The 15,796-nt window shown below is 71.5% G+C and carries 10 protein-coding genes; 4 read left to right on the top strand and 6 right to left on the bottom strand.

The features are described from left to right. Positions 1-92: 92 nt before the first annotated feature. Entirely contained in the window at positions 93-2,324 is a 2,232-nt protein-coding gene (locus AC4BEG_RS32955; protein ID WP_490703321.1) for an ATP-binding SpoIIE family protein phosphatase, read from the top strand. A 33-nt stretch (positions 2,325-2,357) separates the two neighbouring features. Here the strand turns inward: AC4BEG_RS32955 and AC4BEG_RS32950 are convergent, their stop codons facing one another. Next, positions 2,358-2,975, bottom strand: coding sequence for a CAP domain-containing protein (locus AC4BEG_RS32950; protein ID WP_490703320.1), 618 nt, complete (start codon positions 2,973-2,975; stop codon positions 2,358-2,360). Positions 2,976-3,331: 356 nt separating this feature from the next. On the opposite strand from AC4BEG_RS32950, the gene AC4BEG_RS32945 reads away from it, so the two are divergent. Next, positions 3,332-4,312, top strand: coding sequence for an ADP-ribosylation family protein (locus AC4BEG_RS32945; protein ID WP_490703319.1), 981 nt, complete (start codon positions 3,332-3,334; stop codon positions 4,310-4,312). 50 nt (positions 4,313-4,362) lie between these two features. Here AC4BEG_RS32945 and AC4BEG_RS32940 read toward each other — a convergent pair whose 3' ends face one another. After that, a complete protein-coding gene (locus AC4BEG_RS32940; protein WP_490703318.1) occupies positions 4,363-5,712 on the bottom strand; it encodes a diacylglycerol/lipid kinase family protein in 1,350 nt (449 codons plus the stop codon). Between the two features lie 293 nt (positions 5,713-6,005). Between AC4BEG_RS32940 and AC4BEG_RS32935 the strand changes: the two genes are divergently transcribed. Together AC4BEG_RS32935 and AC4BEG_RS32930 are read left to right on the top strand one after the other, a co-directional pair. Next, positions 6,006-8,363: a HelD family protein gene (locus AC4BEG_RS32935; RefSeq protein WP_490703317.1), complete on the top strand. Its 2,358-nt coding sequence runs from the start codon at positions 6,006-6,008 to the stop codon at positions 8,361-8,363. Between the two features lie 55 nt (positions 8,364-8,418). Further along, entirely contained in the window at positions 8,419-9,462 is a 1,044-nt protein-coding gene (locus AC4BEG_RS32930) for a hypothetical protein (RefSeq protein WP_490703316.1), read from the top strand. A 112-nt stretch (positions 9,463-9,574) separates the two neighbouring features. Here the strand turns inward: AC4BEG_RS32930 and AC4BEG_RS32925 are convergent, their stop codons facing one another. The 4 genes from AC4BEG_RS32925 to AC4BEG_RS32910 form a co-directional block, all read right to left on the bottom strand. Next, entirely contained in the window at positions 9,575-11,203 is a 1,629-nt protein-coding gene (locus AC4BEG_RS32925) for an APC family permease (protein WP_490703315.1), read from the bottom strand. A 251-nt stretch (positions 11,204-11,454) separates the two neighbouring features. Then, positions 11,455-12,273 carry a tyrosinase MelC2 gene (melC2, locus tag AC4BEG_RS32920; RefSeq protein WP_490703314.1) on the bottom strand — a complete coding sequence of 273 codons (819 nt, stop codon included), beginning with the start codon at positions 12,271-12,273 and terminating at the stop codon, positions 11,455-11,457. 44 nt (positions 12,274-12,317) lie between these two features. Continuing rightward, positions 12,318-12,767 (bottom strand): apotyrosinase chaperone MelC1, encoded by a 450-nt coding sequence (gene melC1, locus AC4BEG_RS32915; protein ID WP_490703313.1) that lies wholly within the window; start codon positions 12,765-12,767, stop codon positions 12,318-12,320. 347 nt (positions 12,768-13,114) lie between these two features. Next, positions 13,115-15,484, bottom strand: a complete 2,370-nt coding sequence (locus tag AC4BEG_RS32910; protein ID WP_490703312.1) for an ATP-binding SpoIIE family protein phosphatase — start codon at positions 15,482-15,484, stop codon at positions 13,115-13,117. Positions 15,485-15,796: the final 312 nt, after the last annotated feature.

Here is a 15,796-nt window from a genome sequence, read left to right as displayed (position 1 = left end):
ATCTCCCGCCCACGACGACCGGTGACCCGCTGTATACCTGTATAGAGGGCATTTTTCGCAGGGAAACCCGCTAGGAAACGTCGAGTGCCACGATGCAGGAGCGCAACCACAGCCGACCAGAGGCGACGGGTTCCGACACCGGTCGCGTCACGTCGGTGTTCGCCCAGGCACTCCAGCAGGCGGCCCGTGAGCTGAGGGCCACCGCGGCGATCGTGGTGGTCCCCGTCGATGACGGGCGCAATCTGGCCTCGGCGGTGGTGGTGGGCCGCCCCCTGTCGATCTTCACCACCATCGAGCGCATGCCGGTGACGGCGCGCCTGGCGTCCGCCACCGCCCACCGCACCGGCCGCCAGTACGTGTCCACCTTCACCGAGTTCGACAATGCGGCGCCGTCCCGCTTCGACGTCACGATGCCCTTTCCGTACACGGTGGCCTCCACCCCGATCCGGACCTCGGGACGCGAATACGGGGTGCTGACCGTCATCTGGGCTCCACCGCTCGGGCCGCGGGCGCTGCAACCCGATGAACTGGACCGCTGCGAGAAGATCGCCAAGGATCTGGCCCAGGAGCTGGTGCAGTCCGGGATCCCCTCCCCGCCGCACACCACCCTGCCGATGCCGCAGTTCCTCCAGGCCGTACCGGACCGGGTGGGTCAGGAGTGGGCGGCGGAGTCCGCCAACATCACCTTCCTCTACCAGATCTACAAGCTGGCCTCCTGGCTCAACCGCGCGGTGCGCGGTCAGGAGGTGCTGGATGTGGTGGCGTCGCGGATCATGGGGCCCTTCGGCGCCCGTGGCATGGCGGTTTCCGTCCAGCAGGAGGGCCAGGCCGCCCTGCTGGGCTACAGCGGCTATCCGCAGGATGTCGCCCACGCCCTCGCGGGGGCTCCACCGGCCTCTCCCGACGACCACACACCCGGGATGCCACCGCTGTCCGTGGACGCCCCCACGTTCCTGGAGTCCGAACGGATGCTGGCCGAGGCCCGGTTCGACGGCGCATCCCAGGAGATCCGGGCGTGTGCCCTGCTCCCCCTGATCAGCGGTGGTCTGCGGACGGGCACTCTGGCGCTCGGCTTCGACGGCCCCCGCCACTTCTCGGCCGAGGAGCGGTCGACGCTGGTCACCATGGCCGATCTGGTGGCCCCGGCCGTGGCGCGTGCGCTCCACTTCGAGAACGAGCACCGGCTCGCTCGCGAACTGCAACAGGGGCTGCTGCCCGCCCGGCTTCCGCACCGCGAGGATCTGGACATCGCCACCCGGTACGTCACGGCCACCGCGGGCACGGAGGTGGGCGGCGACTGGTACGACGTACTGACCCTCCCCGACGGCAACGTGGGGCTGGTCATGGGCGATGTCGAGGGCCACAACCCCAACGCGGCGGCCTGTATGGGCCAGTTGCGCAGCGCGGTGCGCGCGTACGCGGCGGAAGGACACCGCCCCGCGGCGCTGCTGGAGCGCACCAACCGGATCCTCGCCGAACTGGACACCGAGCTGTTCGCCACCTGTTGCTGTGTCTGGCTCGACCTGGACGTCGGTACGGCCGAGATCTCCAGCGCGGGCCATCCGGCGCCGCTGCTGTGCCACCCGGACCACCACGTGGTCGTCCCCAAGATGTCGGTGGGACTGCCACTCGGGGTCGCGCCCGACACCGTCTACCCGTCCATGGAGCAACCACTGCCGGACGGCACGGTGCTGGCGCTGTACACCGACGGCCTGGTGCACTCCCAGGCCGTGGACCTCGGCACCGCCGGCGACCTGCTCGGCGAGGCCATGGCGGCCACCCGGGACGAGCGGCTCGAGGACCTGGCCACCCGCATCATCGAGAGCACCGAGCCCCAGCGGGCCCGCGGCGACGACGCGGCGCTGCTGCTGGCCCGCTACGCCGGAGTGCTGCCCGGTTCACGCCAGCACGTCAGCCGGGTTTTCGTCCAGCGGCACGACCTCCGCTCCGTCAAGGACATCCGGGAGTTCGTGCGCCACTACACCCGCACCAGGGGCTGGGACGAGATCTCCCACGATCTCGAGCTGATCACCACCGAGGTGGTGACCAATGCCCTGATGCACGCGGACAGCGAGGTGGACGTACGGCTGCGCGAGTACCCCGACCGGCTGCGGGTGGAGGTCCTGGACTCCGACCCCCGCCCGCCGATGCCCGCGCCGATCACCGTCTCGGACTCGGTGCAGGACAACTCCGAGCACGGACGCGGCCTCATCATCGTGGAGGCCCTGGCCGCCGCGTGGGGCAACAGCCCCAGCGGCCGCGGCAAGTCGGTGTGGTTCGAGCTGCCCCTCCCCGAGGAGGCGGGCTCGCGGACCGAGGGGTAGGGCCCTAACGGGCATCGGTGCGGTGTTCCCGGATCAGCCGCGGCTGCCGAAGTTCTGGGTCCACCACGGTCCTCCGGTGCCGAACTCGACGCCCACACCGAGCTCTTGGAAATCGCAGTCGAGGATGTTGGCCCGGTGTTCGGGGCTGCTCATCCACGTGCGCATGACGGCCGAGGGTGTGGTCTGGCCGGAGGCGATGTTCTCCCCGGAGGCGGTCCACTCGTAGCCGACCGCGGTGATCCGGTCCCCCGGCTCGGCGCCGTCGGGATTGACGTGGTCGAAGAAGTCGCGCTGCTCCATATCGGCGGAATGCCGCTGAGCGGCCTTCTGGAGGGCCGTGTTGAACCGGAGCGGGGCGCATCCGTGGTGCACACGGGCGAAGTTGACCGTGCGGATGATCTGGCGGACATACCGCGCCCGCTTGGCGTCGACGGCGGGGGATCCCGTGTTCGCCGCGCGTCCGGGGGCCGCCCGGGCGGAGTCCGGCGCGGACGTGGGTGCGGCCGACGCCGTACCGGCACCCAGCGCGCCCATGACGATGCCGCCGGTCACGGCGACCGCGACAACAGCGGAACGGCCGGCCGACGCCGGTCCCCGGTTCGCGCCGGACGGGCCGCGCCCCTGTACCTGTGCTGTGGCTGAACACTTCATTGGGCTCATGGTGGCGGGATCGCTCACGGGACGTCGGCGGCTCGGGCCGTGACACACGAACGAGGGTACGGGGGCGACCCGTTCGGACGATTCCCATGACGTGGCGTTCGGCCGGGGCCGACAGACCGGTCGTACGGACCGGTCCGCCAGGCCCTGTCCGGTGGGTCTTTGAGGAGCAGCCCGCGGTGTCTGGTGCAGGGGGCACGTCCCAGCGTTGGCTGGGGGCGCGGTGCCAGGCGTCGCGGGCCCGATAAGATCCACCGGACAGGGCCTGGGGTCCGTCGTCGAAGGGGCTTCCGGCCGCGAGCGGGCCTCGGCCCGGCGTTGTCGTCGGTTGCCGATGCGAGGGAGGGGCGATGTCCGGGGAGCGGATGCCGTACGAGCGGCGACGGGCCGCCGTCGCGGACCGGGTGCTGCGGGAATGGGGTCTCACCCTGCCCGAGTCGTTCTTCCGGTTCTGGACCTTCCTCGAGGGACTCGGGCCCGTTGAGCGGCAGGCGCTCGCGGACATGGACGTGGCCGTGGCCGGAGTGGCCGACCTGTGCGCCGATCCGGGGCTCCCGGTGCGCGACGGCGTCGACGTGCGGGCGCACGGGCGCTACTACCGCGACCCTCCGGAGTTCCTCACCTTCCTGCACGGCGGCTCCGACGGCCTGCACTACGGACTGTGGTTCGACGACGGCCGCACCTGCGACGGCGTCGCCTCCTACTACACCCATGACGGCGGTGGGCTCGACCGGAGGTGGCGGACACCTCTGGAGGCGTTGCGCGCCAAGCTCGAGCGCCACTGGCGGGACCTCGCGGACGATGACGCGGACGCGGCGTACCTGGCCACGCGGATGTCGGGGCTGGAGCGGCTGCGCCAGGCGTTGACCGCTCTCGAGACCGGGGACCGCACGGAGGTGGGCCTCGCCTACAGCAACACCTACGAGACGGGTCTCCCGCCGGAGGACCCGGACCGGATCACCACACTGGATGCCGGGGGCGCGCTGGTGGCAGGCCGGACGGCACTGGACCGGCCGCCGCACCAGGGCGCCGACGAGTACCGGTTCGCGCAGTACATGTACGGGCTGTTCGATGACACCGGGGCCGTGGAGGCCGGTGTGGCGGACGCCCTGCGGTGGTGTGCGGACGGCGATCCGGCGGAGGCTCTGGTGCTGGGACGTGATCTGCACTGGGCCTCGGCCGGGGACAAGACCCGGGAGGCCCAGGCGAACACCCTCCTCGTGGCGGCGTACCGGGCGCTGGGCCGCACCTCACTGGTGGAGATCGCCGAAGCACACCACCGGCACCGGGACCTGCCCCGGGTCGATGTGCTGGACACCGGCGGGGTGTGAGGGCGCGGCGTCGTGCGCCGCGCGGGAGACGGCGGCTTCGGCCACCCGGCTCAGGGGCGGGCAGGGCCGTGCCCGGTCGCCGTCCGCCCCATGGTCAGCGCCAGCTGCCGGACCCGCCGCCAGTCCATCGGGGGTTTGCGGGTCGGGGCGCCGGGGCGGTGGCGGGGCAGCCGCAGGCGCAGGGCACGGGGCGCGATCCGGCACCGCACGGGTGTGGGCAGGGTCAGTGCCTCGCCGTCCACCCCGACCTGGACTGCGGCCGTGTCGGCGTCCACGACCACATCGTGGGCGGTGAGCGAGGTCAGCCCGGGAGCCTGGCGGCCACGGAGCATTCCGGCCGCCTGCGCGGCGTTGTCGACGGTGACGGCCAGCACCCCCAGGACACCACGGTCCAGCTGTTCCCGGCGCCCCAGCCCCGCCGGATCGCCCATCCGATACGGGTTGTTGCTCACCAGCACGGCCTGCGGCCCGTCGACAACACGGTCCCGGACCCGGACGGTCAGCCGTGGTCCGGTGTGATGGGTGAGAAAGTCCGGCAGCAGATCGAGGGTGGTACGGAGCTTGTCGTCGCGGTAGGCGGGGCTCTGGACGACGGAGGCGTAGGCGCCGAAGGAAGCGTTGTTCACGAACGGGCGCTCACCGATGTAGCCCAGGTCGACCCGGAGTTCCACCCCGTCGGTGAGTGCCTCCAGACAAGTGGCGGGGTCGTCCCGGTCCAGGCCGAGGTCCATGGCGAAGTGGTTGCGGGTTCCGGCGGAGATCACCATGAAGGGGAGTCCGCGTTCGGCCGCCACGCCCGCGACCAGGGCCTGTGTTCCGTCACCGGCCGCCACTCCGAGCAGATCGGCACCCTCGTCGGCGGCCTGCCGCGCCAGTGCGGCTACGTCCCGCGGCCGGCCCGGGTCCAGGACCACGACATCCGCGCCGAGTGCCTTCGCCTTCTCCACCAGGTGGAAGGCCCCGACCTTCCCGCCGCCCGAGCGCGGATTCATGATCAGGAACGGCTGCCGCGGTGGGGTGGCCGGGCGTTCCGCGGGGCGCGCCGGTCCGATGTCCGCGGCCAGCGCGGTCCGGCCGGTGGACACGGCCAGCGCCCACAGGGCGAGCACGAGGAGGACCACCCACAGCAGTCCGGCGAGCGCGTACAGCACGATGACCGCCACGGGCGCCGCGATGGCCAGGGCGAGGGCAAGCACTCTGATCAGGGCCCGGTGCACCAGCGCCCACCAGACGCCCGCAGCCGTGAGCACCATCCCGGCCATGCCCACCGCCACCAGGTACACACCGCGGAGCCCGGCGAACAGCAGGAGGACCAGCACTGCCGCCGCTCCCGCCAGCACCGCCAGTCGTGCGCTCCAGCGAGGGGCCGCGGGACCTCCCACGCCCAGAGCCGTGCCCATCGGACCTCCCACGGCGGCCCACCCCGGCACGATCCGGTCCGGGGCCGTACACGAGGTACGCGCCGTACGCGAGGTACCCGCCGTGCGCGTCGTACGCGCGGAAAGCCGAGGTGCCGCCGATCCCAGCACACACCCGGCACCCGGGACGCGCATCATTTCGGCTTCGGAGCGCATCCTGATGGGGACGGCATCCGGGTGTGCGTGGCGGCACGGGTGAATCCGGTGAGCGGGGTCCCGCTGCCTGCGGGGCGCATCACGGTGCTCGGACGAGCGCCCCTTACGAAAGGACGGGTATGGGGGATCGATTCCGGTTGGAGCCAGGGGACGCCGACGAGCCCGGGGCGGATGACACGTTCCGTCGCCGGGAGCTGGCGGCGGAGAACACTTACGTCTCCGCCCTGTACCGGAGGCTCGACACCCTGCGGGACCGGGCCGGTGACCAACTCAGGGAAACCCAGCGGCAGGACGCCAGTGGCACCCACCAGGGACGGTCCGAGCGCGACGCGATGGAAACGCACCATGCGCGCCAGCTGACCCAGTTGTCCGCCGCCGAGCACGGGCTCTGCTTCGGACGGCTGGACACGGAGGACGGCGAGCGGCTCTACGTCGGCCGGATCGGACTCTCCGACGAGGAGCACGAACCCATCCTGCTCGACTGGCGCGCGCCCGCCGCACAGGGCTTCTACCGCGCCACACCGGCCAGTCCGCAGGGTGTGGTACGGCGTCGGCAGTTGAGGACGAAGGGGCGGCGGGTCGTCGCCCTCGACGACGATGTGTTCGACCGGGAGACGCTCAGCGACGCCCGGCGCTCCACCCTCAACGGCGAGGCGGCGCTGCTGGCTTCTCTCGACGCCAAGCGCACCGGGCGGATGGGCGACATCGTGGCCACCATCCAGGGCGAGCAGGACCGGATCATCCGGGCCGATCTGCCGGGTGTCATGGTGGTGCAGGGCGGGCCGGGTACCGGCAAGACCGTGGTGGCCCTGCACCGGGCCGCCTATCTCCTCTACACCTACCGCGAACGGCTGGCCAAGCGCGGTGTGCTGGTGGTCGGGCCCAACCCCACGTTCCTGCGGTACATCGACGAGGTGCTGCCCTCGCTCGGTGAGAACGACGTACTGCTCTCCAGTGTCGGCCGGCTCTTCCCCGGTGTGGACGCGGTGGCCCATGAGCGGCCGGAGACAGCCGTGGTCAAGGGGGATTTACGGATGGTGGAGGTGCTGGCCGAGGCGGTGCGGGAGCGGCAGCGGCTTCCGGAGACCACCTGGGAGCTGACCGTCAGGGAAGGCACCGTGCACGAGGAGGTGCTGCGGCTGGACCCCGCCCTGGTCGAGAAGGCCAGGGCAGCCGCGCGGGAGCAGCGCCGGCCGCACAACGAGGCCCGGTCGGTGTTCGTCCACGAGGTCATCGGCGCACTGACCCGGCGGATGGCCGGCCGGCTGGGCCAGGGGCTGCTGCGGGACGAGGACGTGGCGGACATCGCCCGCGAGTTGCGGGCCGAACCGCAGGTGCGGGCAGCGCTGCGGCGGCTGTGGCCACTGCTGACACCGCATCAGCTGCTGGTGGATCTGTTCGCCTCGCCCGAGCGGCTGGCGGCGGTGGCGCCCGGTCTGGCCGAGGCTGAGCGTACGGCGCTGCTGCGCGAGCCGCCGGGTCCGCCCCCGCACACCGAGCCGTACTGGACGCCCGGGGACGTACCCCTGCTCGACGAGGCCGCCGAGCTGCTGGGACCGGTGGAGACCGCCGCCGAACGGCTCGCCGCGCGGGCCGCGTCCGAGGAGCGGGCCGAGGAACTGGCGTACGCCAAGCGGGTCCTCACCGAGATGGGCATCGGCATGGTCGATCCGGAGGCGCTGATCGACCAGCACCACGGCGGGACGCTGTACCGGCCGGTGGCGGACCGGGCGCGCATGGACCGCACCTGGGCGTTCGGCCACATCATCGTGGACGAGGCGCAGGAGCTGTCCCCGATGGCGTGGCGGGTGCTGATGCGCCGGTGTCCCAGCCGCTCGATGACGGTGGTCGGCGATATCGCGCAGACCGGTGCGGAGGCCGGGTTCACCTCCTGGGAGGAGGTGCTGAACGCCCACGCCGGGGACCGGTGGCGCAAGGAGGAACTGACCGTCAACTACCGCACTCCGGCGGAGATCATGGACATCACCACGGATGTGCTGCACAGCATCGACACCCGGCTCCAGCCGCCACTGGCCGTCCGCAGAACGGGAGTGCCACCGTGGAGTCTGCGGATCGAACCCACCGCCCTCGCCGGTGAGCTGCCGCGACTGGTGGAGCGGGAGATCGGCGGGACCGGCGACGGCCGGCTCGCCGTCATCGTGCCCAGGTCCGGGATGGACGACCTGGGCGGCGCCCTGGCCGCGTTGCGGGACGTGGCGCTCGCCGACGATCCGGAGGCGCTGGACATGCCCGGTGTGGTGCTGGCGGTGGAGCAGGCCAAGGGGCTGGAGTTCGACACGGTCCTGGTGGTGGAGCCGGAGGAGATCCTGCACGAGTCGCCCAACGGCATCCGGGATCTGTATGTGGCGCTCACCCGGGCCACCCAGCGGCTGGGCCTTGTGCACAGCCGCGAGCTGCCCGCGATGCTGGCGGGTGTGCGGGATACCGGGGAGCGGGGGTACGCCGATGTCCCCTGAGCGTGCGCCCGAGGCCGCGGACACGCACGTCGGCGCCGCGGCCTAGAGTTCGGCCATGACGAGGACCACTCCGCCACGCCCGCTCGACGTCGAGAAGCTGTACCCCGGACTGGCCGCCCACCGTGGTACGACGACCCGGCTGCATCCGCGGCCGGGTGCGCCGCGGGTGTCGGAGAGTTCCGTGGGCGGGCCGCTGTTGTGGCCGGTGGACGAGGTCTGGCCGGTGTGCACCGAACCGCACGGCCGGGGACGTGGCAGGCGTCCGGCGGACATCCGCCGCGCGCGGCGGATCCTGGACGACGCGTGGCTGCGCGATCCCTCCTCCGGTCCCACGGACGAGGAGCGGGAGTTGCTGACGGAGCTGCGCCGTGAACACCACGTCGCGGGGATCGCCGACACCGACCCGCTGCCGCTGCTGGGAGTGGCCCAGCTGTACCGACGGGACGTCCCCGATCTGCGTCCGGGGCCGGAGGACTGCGATCTGCTCCAGGTGTTCTGGTGTCCCTTCGACCGCCACGGCCGTACCGGATACGGCATGTCGGTGCGGCTGCTGTGGCGCCGGTCGTGGGAGGTCACCGAGGTGCTGGGCACACCGCCCCAGCCGGAGGTGGTCGGTTTCGAGGGCTATGTGGCCGAGCCCTGTGTGCTGCACCCGGAGCAGGTGGTCACCTATCCGTTCGCCGGGACGCTGCCGGAGGAGCTGTGCGCGCGGATCGACGACGCGGAGGACGCCCTCGAGGAGGCGGCGGAGGCCGTTTACGAGGCGACCGGCGAGGAACCGGCCGATGAGCCTGCCTACCAGTACGACCTGTCGATACCGCCCGGCTGGCGGGCCGGAGGGTTCGCGTCCTGGCATGTGACCGACCCCGCGCGGATGGACTGCGCGTCGTGTGCGACACCGATGGAGTTGCTGCTGACCGTCGCCAGCTCGGAGTGGGACGGCGGCAGCGGGAGCTGGATCCCGGTGGAGGAGCGCGATCTGCCCAGGAATCTGCGGTCGCCCACGCCCACCAAGGTGACCGTGAGCCGGTGGGGTCAGCTGAACATCTTCGCCTGCCCCGCCGATCCCGGCCATCCGCACCGCTGGAGCCTCCAGTAGGGGTGCTGGCCCGTGGCGCCGGGCGGTCAGCGGGAGACGGCCGGGTAGTCCTCGGGGTAGCTCTCGCTGGACGAACTCGGGGAACGTGGTCTCGCCCGCCTGGCCGGTGCGGTCACACCGCCGGTCCCGAGGACATCGCGGGCGCCGCCGTCCTCAGGTGTTCGGCGCCCGAGCGCACCGCCCAGAGGAACACGGCGAATGCGAGGGCGGCCACCGCCAGGGAGTCGTACGGCGCCGGAAGCCGCCCGGAGCCGCCGAAGGTGCCGAGCCACGACAGCAGGGTCAGTACGGCCAGATGCAGCACCAGCCAGGCGCCGTACCGCAGTTCGTCCCGGACCGGGACCCCGTCCGCGGTGCGCCGTTGCAGCAGGAACAGCGGCACACCGGCCAGGACGAGCGGCAGCGCGAGCCGCAGATCGTGCCAGCCCGACCAGTAGATGAACTCGCTGGCCACGATGAAGCCGACGGGGGCGATCCAGCGCACCCCGGGCACCTGCCCCTCGGCGCGTGACACACCACGCTCCCGGTCATGCGCGCGGAAGGCGGCGACGGCCACCGCCGAGGCCGCGTAGATGAGCAGATACATATCTCCCATCACACTCACGATGTCCTGCCAGCCGCCGAACGGCAGCATGAACACCACGATGACCACAAGGTTGAGCACCAGGGCCCGGTGCGCCATGCCGGACCGGGGGTCGATGCGCATGAAGAAGCGGGGCAGCAGGCCGTTCTTGGCCAGGGCGTAGGTGTGCCGGGCGTCGATGGCCACTCCCACATAGGCCGAACCACCTGGTGAGACAACGGCGTCCGCGTACAGCAGAGTGGCCAGCCAGTGCAGATTGAGGACCAGGGCGAGCTGACCGAACGGCGACTCGAAGTTGACACCCTTCCAACCGTGGTCCAGCAGGGATTCGGGCACCGTGAAGAGAAACACCAACTGGAGCCCGAGATACACCACTACGGCGAGGCCGATCCCGGTGAGCACCGCGGCCGGTACGGTACGCCGCGGGTTGCGGGCCTCTCCGGAGAAGTCCAGCGGAGCCTGGAAGCCGTTGACGGAGTACACGATGCCGCCGCCGGCGAGCGCGGTCAGACACGCCGCATAGCCGTACGGCGCGAAGCCACCGTGCTCGGTGAGGCGTCCGCCGTGGGTGCCGGACAGGAACAGCGCGACGACGGTGACGACGGGGACGACCACCTTGAAGACCGACACCAGGTTGTTCATCCGGGCGAATATCCGCACCGTGAACCAGTTGAGCGCCGTCAGCAGCACACTCAGCGCGACGGCCACGCCGAGGCCGGAGGCGGTGAGCCTGCCGTGGTCGTAGAGCCCCGGCACATAGTGGGCGGCGTACTGCATGATGGCGCTGATCTCGGCCGCCGTACCGCCCACCGAGAGCACCACGGACCAGCCGATCATCGTGCCGACCAGCCGTCCGCTGGCGTACAGCGGCCAGCGCACGGTGCCGCCGCCCTCCGGGCGGGTGGCCCCCAGCTCCACCATGACCAGGGCGATCAGGGCACACAGCACACCCGCCGCCACCCAGGACAGCAAGGCGGCGGGTCCGGCGGCCTGGGCGGCGTACATGGCCGCGAACAGCCAGCCGGAGCCGAGGATGTTGGAGAAGCCGATCGCGGTCAGCCCCCAGAATCCGAGGTCCTTCCGGAGTCTGCGCTCCTCGGCGAGCGCCGCCGGGGCGGCGAAGGACTCCGCCGGCTGATTCTGCGGCACGTGGCACATCTCCTCGGGTGGTGCGGAACTTGCGCGCACCAGCGTGCCACGCGAAGCAACGCACCCCTTCGAAGGGATCCCGTCTGACGTGCGGATTCCACGGAAACGTCCCGCTGTGTCCGGGTCCGGTGGGCGGAGATCCCGGGGGCGGTGCACATCCGGTGGCCGGGCAGCGCGGGCCCGGCCACCGGATGCAGGTTTCCGGTCGCCGCTACCCGTGCCGGTGGCGGTGGACGACCGGGCTATTGATCATGCACCTGTCATGCATAGGTGTAGAACCTGGTGTGATCCAGCAGATCGGCCGGGGTGACGTCGTTCCACGGCTTCATGGTGTCGTTCAGGCCGACGACCTCCTCGGTGCCGTCGGTCGGCAGATACCCCGACCGCGGGTGCAACCGCTGCCAGTCGGCCCAGAGCTTGTCGATGAAGCAGTGGTGCAGCCAGAACACCGGATCGTTGGGCGAGGCCCCGGTGACCATCTGGCCACCGACCCACACATGCACCCGGTTGTGCAGATTGGGGCCGCGCCAGCCCTCCACGTAGTTGCGGAAGCCGTCCGAGGAACTGTTCCACGGGGCGGTGTCATAGGTGGTCAGGGCGAGCACCCGGTCCACCTCCGCACGGGTGGGCAGCTCGCGGACCCCCGCGCCGAGTTCCCGGCGCAGGAAGGTGCGGCCGTCCACCCGTATGTTCATCGGCCACTTGCCACTGCCGAAGGCGAACTGCCCGGTGGTCACCCGGCCGTCACCGCTGCGCCCGTCGCCGCCGAGGAAGTCGTCGGCCCACAGGGAGCTGCGGGGCGAACGGTCCACCGTCCAGTCCCAGTAGGGCAGGGTGACCGATGGTGTGATGCTCTGAAGGGCCGCCTCGAACTCCAACAGGAACTTGCGGTGCCAGGGCAGGAAGGACGGCGAACGATGACCGGTCCGCTCCCCGTTGTCGGTGTCGGAGATGATGAAGGCGTTGTGGGTGTTGATGTACTCGTCGTAGCGGCCGGTGCGCTTGAGTTCGAGCACCGCGTCGACGAAGTTGCGCTTCTCGGTGGCGGTGAGGTTCGCCTGGTTCTTCCGGACTGCCATATGTCGGGGACTCCTCGGGGGTGGGGGACGCCGGACGGTGGGCCTCAGCCGGTCACCACGGGGACCAGATCGGCGCCGTTGAGTTCACGTACGGCCGCCCGCGCCACACCGCGCGGCGCGGGGAAGGTCTCGTAGTGGTTCACCAGACTCACCCAGGTGCCGTCCGCGTTCCGCATGACATGCAGATCGTCGTTGTCGATCCGGACGACGAACTCCATGCCCTCGTGCGGACCGCCGTGGCCGCCGTGACCGCCGTGGTCTCCCTCCTCCGGCCAGCCCTCGATATGGCGGCCCTGGTACATCTCGTCGAAGGGCTCCGGCATCTCGTCGTCCGCGGGACGCCGGGGTGCCTTCGCGTGTTCGGTGCCGGCGGTGGAACGGGGGGCGGCGAAGGCGTCCGGTGTGGCGGCCGCCGCAACCGGTCCGGCGAGCACCGCTCCGGCCAGACCCGCGACACCACGGTGCAGCACCCGGCGCCGGGTGGGACACGACATGGTCGACTCCATTCGTTCGCTGGGGGTTCGGGCCGTGATCCGGCCCGCGCCGCCACATGCTGGCAGGGTCGAACGGATCATCAAGTCGAGGCGATGAACGAAGCAACGAACGAGACAACACCTGTCGGACGGTGCAGGATTCAACGGCGGATGATCACAGCGCCACTGGTCACCCGCCGTTATGGAACGGGATATTCCGCGCCTGGGATCGCTCCCGACCGCTGATCCTCTTCTCGCACCGCCGTAACCGTGAATCACCCCACGGTCACAACTCGGCGCGATCGCCGGGGCTTCCGGGCACCCCGGGGTTTGGTTCCGCACGCCCCGGCAAGAGGGTCACAGGAGGGTCAGCCGCGGTCCGGCGGTACCGCCTGCTCGGTCCAGATGGTCTTGCCACGACGGCTGTAGCGGCTGCCCCACCGACTGGACATCTGGGCCACCAGGAACAGCCCACGGCCGCCCTCGTCGGTGTCCCCGGCCCTGCGCAGCCGGGGCTGGGTGCCGCTGGGGTCGGTGACCTCGCAGATGAGGTGGTTCTCCCGGATCAGCCGCACCCCGATCGGCCCGCCCGCGTACCGGACCGCGTTGGTGACCAGCTCGCTGACGATCAGTTCCGTGGTGAACGCCAGCTCCTCCAGCCCCCAGGTGGCGAGCTGGTCGGTGGTCGCCCTTCTCGCGCGGGCCACCGAGGCGGGGTCCGCGGGGAACTCCCAGCTCGCGACGGTCCACAGCGGGGAGGTGCGGGTGCGGGCGAGCAGCAGGGCGGTGTCGTCGGTCTGCCGCTCGTCGTCGGCACCGTCCAGCAGTGCGGCGCTGATCTCGTCCAGGGGCCGGTGCGGGCGGCACTGCGCGGCCAGTTCACTCCGCAGCCACTCCATCCCCGTCTCCAGATCGGCCCGGTCACGGCGGACCAGGCCGTCCGTGTACAGCGCGAGGACGCCGCCCGGCGGCAACTCGATGGTGAGGGGTTCGAACGGCATCCCGCCGACACCGAGCGGCGGGCCGGGCGAGAGGTCGACGAAGCGGGTGGTGCCGTCGGGGGCCACCACCACCGGTGGCGGATGTCCCGCGCTCGCCAGGGTGCACTGGCGGTCCACCGGGTCGTAGACACCGATCAGACAGGTGGCGCCGACCGCGTCCCGCTGTTCCTGCGGGGCCTCGGCGGCGAGTTGCTCGACCAGGTCCTCCACCCGGGACAGCAGGTCGTCCGGATCCATCTCCAGGGCGGCGAGGGTCTGGATGGCGGTGCGCAGCCTGCCCATGGCCGCGGTGGCCGGAAGTCCGTGGCCGATGACGTCCCCGACCACGAACGCCACCCGCAGACAGGGCAGGGGGATGACATCGAACCAGTCGCCGCTGATGCCCGCTCCGCCACTGGCGGGCAGATAGCTTCCCGCCGTCTCCGCCGCCAGGGTGTCGGTCACCGCCCGCGGCAGCAGCCGCTGCTGCAAGGCCACCGCCGCCCGGTGCTCCCGGGTGAAACACCGTGCGTTGTCGATGCCGAGCGCGGCCCGGGAGCAGATCTCCGTCAGCAGCACGCGCTCGTCCTCGGCGAACGCCTCGGGGTGGTCGGTGCGCCATACGGCCACCAGACCCAGCACCAGACCGCGCGCTCGCAGCGGGGCGACCGCCAGCGCATGGCCGCCGTCCGGGATGAACAGACGCTCCTGCTCCGGGCCGACGGCCCGGATGGCACCCGCGCGGTCCGTGATGATGGCGGCGCCGCCCTGGACCGTGCGCAGCTCGTCGTTGTCCGGCAGCGTCGGACAGCTGGTGCCGGTGGTGAGCAGTCCATCGGGCCAGTCCCCGGCGGTGGTGGCGCCCGCCACCCGGACCAGATGCTGCTTTCCGCCACCGAACATCCTCGGCGGTTCGTCACCGGCGAGCACGGACTCGTGCAGGTCCACCGTCGCGAGATCACCCAGAGCCGGGACGAGCACGTCCACCAGATCCTCGGCGACACGGACCACATCGAGCGAGGCGCTGATCCGGGAGGCGGAGTCGCGGAGCAGTTCGAGGTGGTCGCGCACCCGCTTCTGCTCGGTGGTGTCCCGGAAGAGGCTCATCACCCCGGTCGGCACACCGTGCGCGTCGTCCAGGCGGAACGCACACTGGGCCACCTCGCGGTCCCCGTCCGGTGTACTCAGGGGCTGCTCACGGTCGATGACCGCGTGGCCGGTGTCCAACACCTCGCGCAGAACGGCCCGGAAGGACGGCGCACCCGGCCCCTCCACCACCTCGGCCAGCCGACCGCGGACCGCGTCCGCGCCCGGCAGCCGCCCGGAGGGGGCATGGACGCTGAGGACGTTCAGATCCGTGTCGTGGACGGCCACCCCGACGCCGTCCTGGGCGAACAGCGCCCGCAGCAGCGCCACACCCTGCCCCCACTCGGCCGCGGTGTCCGCGGGGGCGGCGAGCAGCACGGAGCCACCGCCGTCCAGCGGTGTCGTACGGAAGACGATGTCCACCGGTCCACGCGTGGTGTGCCGCAACCGGGCCCGGCCGCTCGCGGGACGCTCCGGGACACCTCGTGCCTCCTGGCACTCTGCGAACAGTTCGGTGATGTGACGCCCCACGGCATCCGCGGCGGACAGCCCGAGGAGGTCCGCCGCGGCGGCGGACCAGTGCGTGACCGTACCCGCGCCATCCAGGACCACGGACACCACACGAGCGAGGCAGAAGCCACGATCGCCCGCACTGTCGGTGGTGGTGTCCATCTGCGGCTGTCCTCACTGTTCCAGGGGCCCGGGGCGGGGCTCGGCGGTCCGGTGGCACGGTCGCCCGTCGCCGGGGTGGCTCGGGTGCCCACGTCCGGCGTCGACGGTGGCGTGGCTGGTGCGGTGGCGCGGTTGCGTGCGCGTCCGCGGGCGGGAGGTGATCCGCGGTGGCCTTGCGGGAGAGGCCCTTGAGCGGGCGCAGCCGGCTCGCCGTCGCGTCCCTGTCCTGTGGGGCATGCTCCGCGACGGAGCGGTGCCACCGGGCCGTGCCATCGGTCGCGGAAGCGGCGTGGTGGCCTCTGGGGAAGCTCC

It is taken from the genome of Streptomyces sp. JLBJ103, from assembly GCF_058215575.1.
This window is presented reverse-complemented; position numbering and strand designations above follow the sequence as displayed.

Excerpts from the sequence above, each read along its gene's own strand:
- AC4BEG_RS32945 (WP_490703319.1), top strand. The coding sequence starts at position 3,332 with ATGTCCGGGGAGCGGATGCCGTACGAGCGGCGACGGGCCGCCGTCGCG.
- AC4BEG_RS32930 (WP_490703316.1), top strand. The coding sequence starts at position 8,419 with ATGACGAGGACCACTCCGCCACGCCCGCTCGACGTCGAGAAGCTGTAC.
- AC4BEG_RS32925 (WP_490703315.1), bottom strand. The coding sequence starts at position 11,203 with ATGTGCCACGTGCCGCAGAATCAGCCGGCGGAGTCCTTCGCCGCCCCG.
- AC4BEG_RS32940 (WP_490703318.1), bottom strand. The coding sequence starts at position 5,712 with ATGGGCACGGCTCTGGGCGTGGGAGGTCCCGCGGCCCCTCGCTGGAGC.
- AC4BEG_RS32935 (WP_490703317.1), top strand. The coding sequence starts at position 6,006 with ATGGGGGATCGATTCCGGTTGGAGCCAGGGGACGCCGACGAGCCCGGG.
- melC2 (WP_490703314.1), bottom strand. The coding sequence starts at position 12,273 with ATGGCAGTCCGGAAGAACCAGGCGAACCTCACCGCCACCGAGAAGCGC.
- melC1 (WP_490703313.1), bottom strand. The coding sequence starts at position 12,767 with ATGTCGTGTCCCACCCGGCGCCGGGTGCTGCACCGTGGTGTCGCGGGT.
- AC4BEG_RS32910 (WP_490703312.1), bottom strand. The coding sequence starts at position 15,484 with ATGGACACCACCACCGACAGTGCGGGCGATCGTGGCTTCTGCCTCGCT.
- AC4BEG_RS32950 (WP_490703320.1), bottom strand. The coding sequence starts at position 2,975 with ATGAAGTGTTCAGCCACAGCACAGGTACAGGGGCGCGGCCCGTCCGGC.
- AC4BEG_RS32955 (WP_490703321.1), top strand. The coding sequence starts at position 93 with ATGCAGGAGCGCAACCACAGCCGACCAGAGGCGACGGGTTCCGACACC.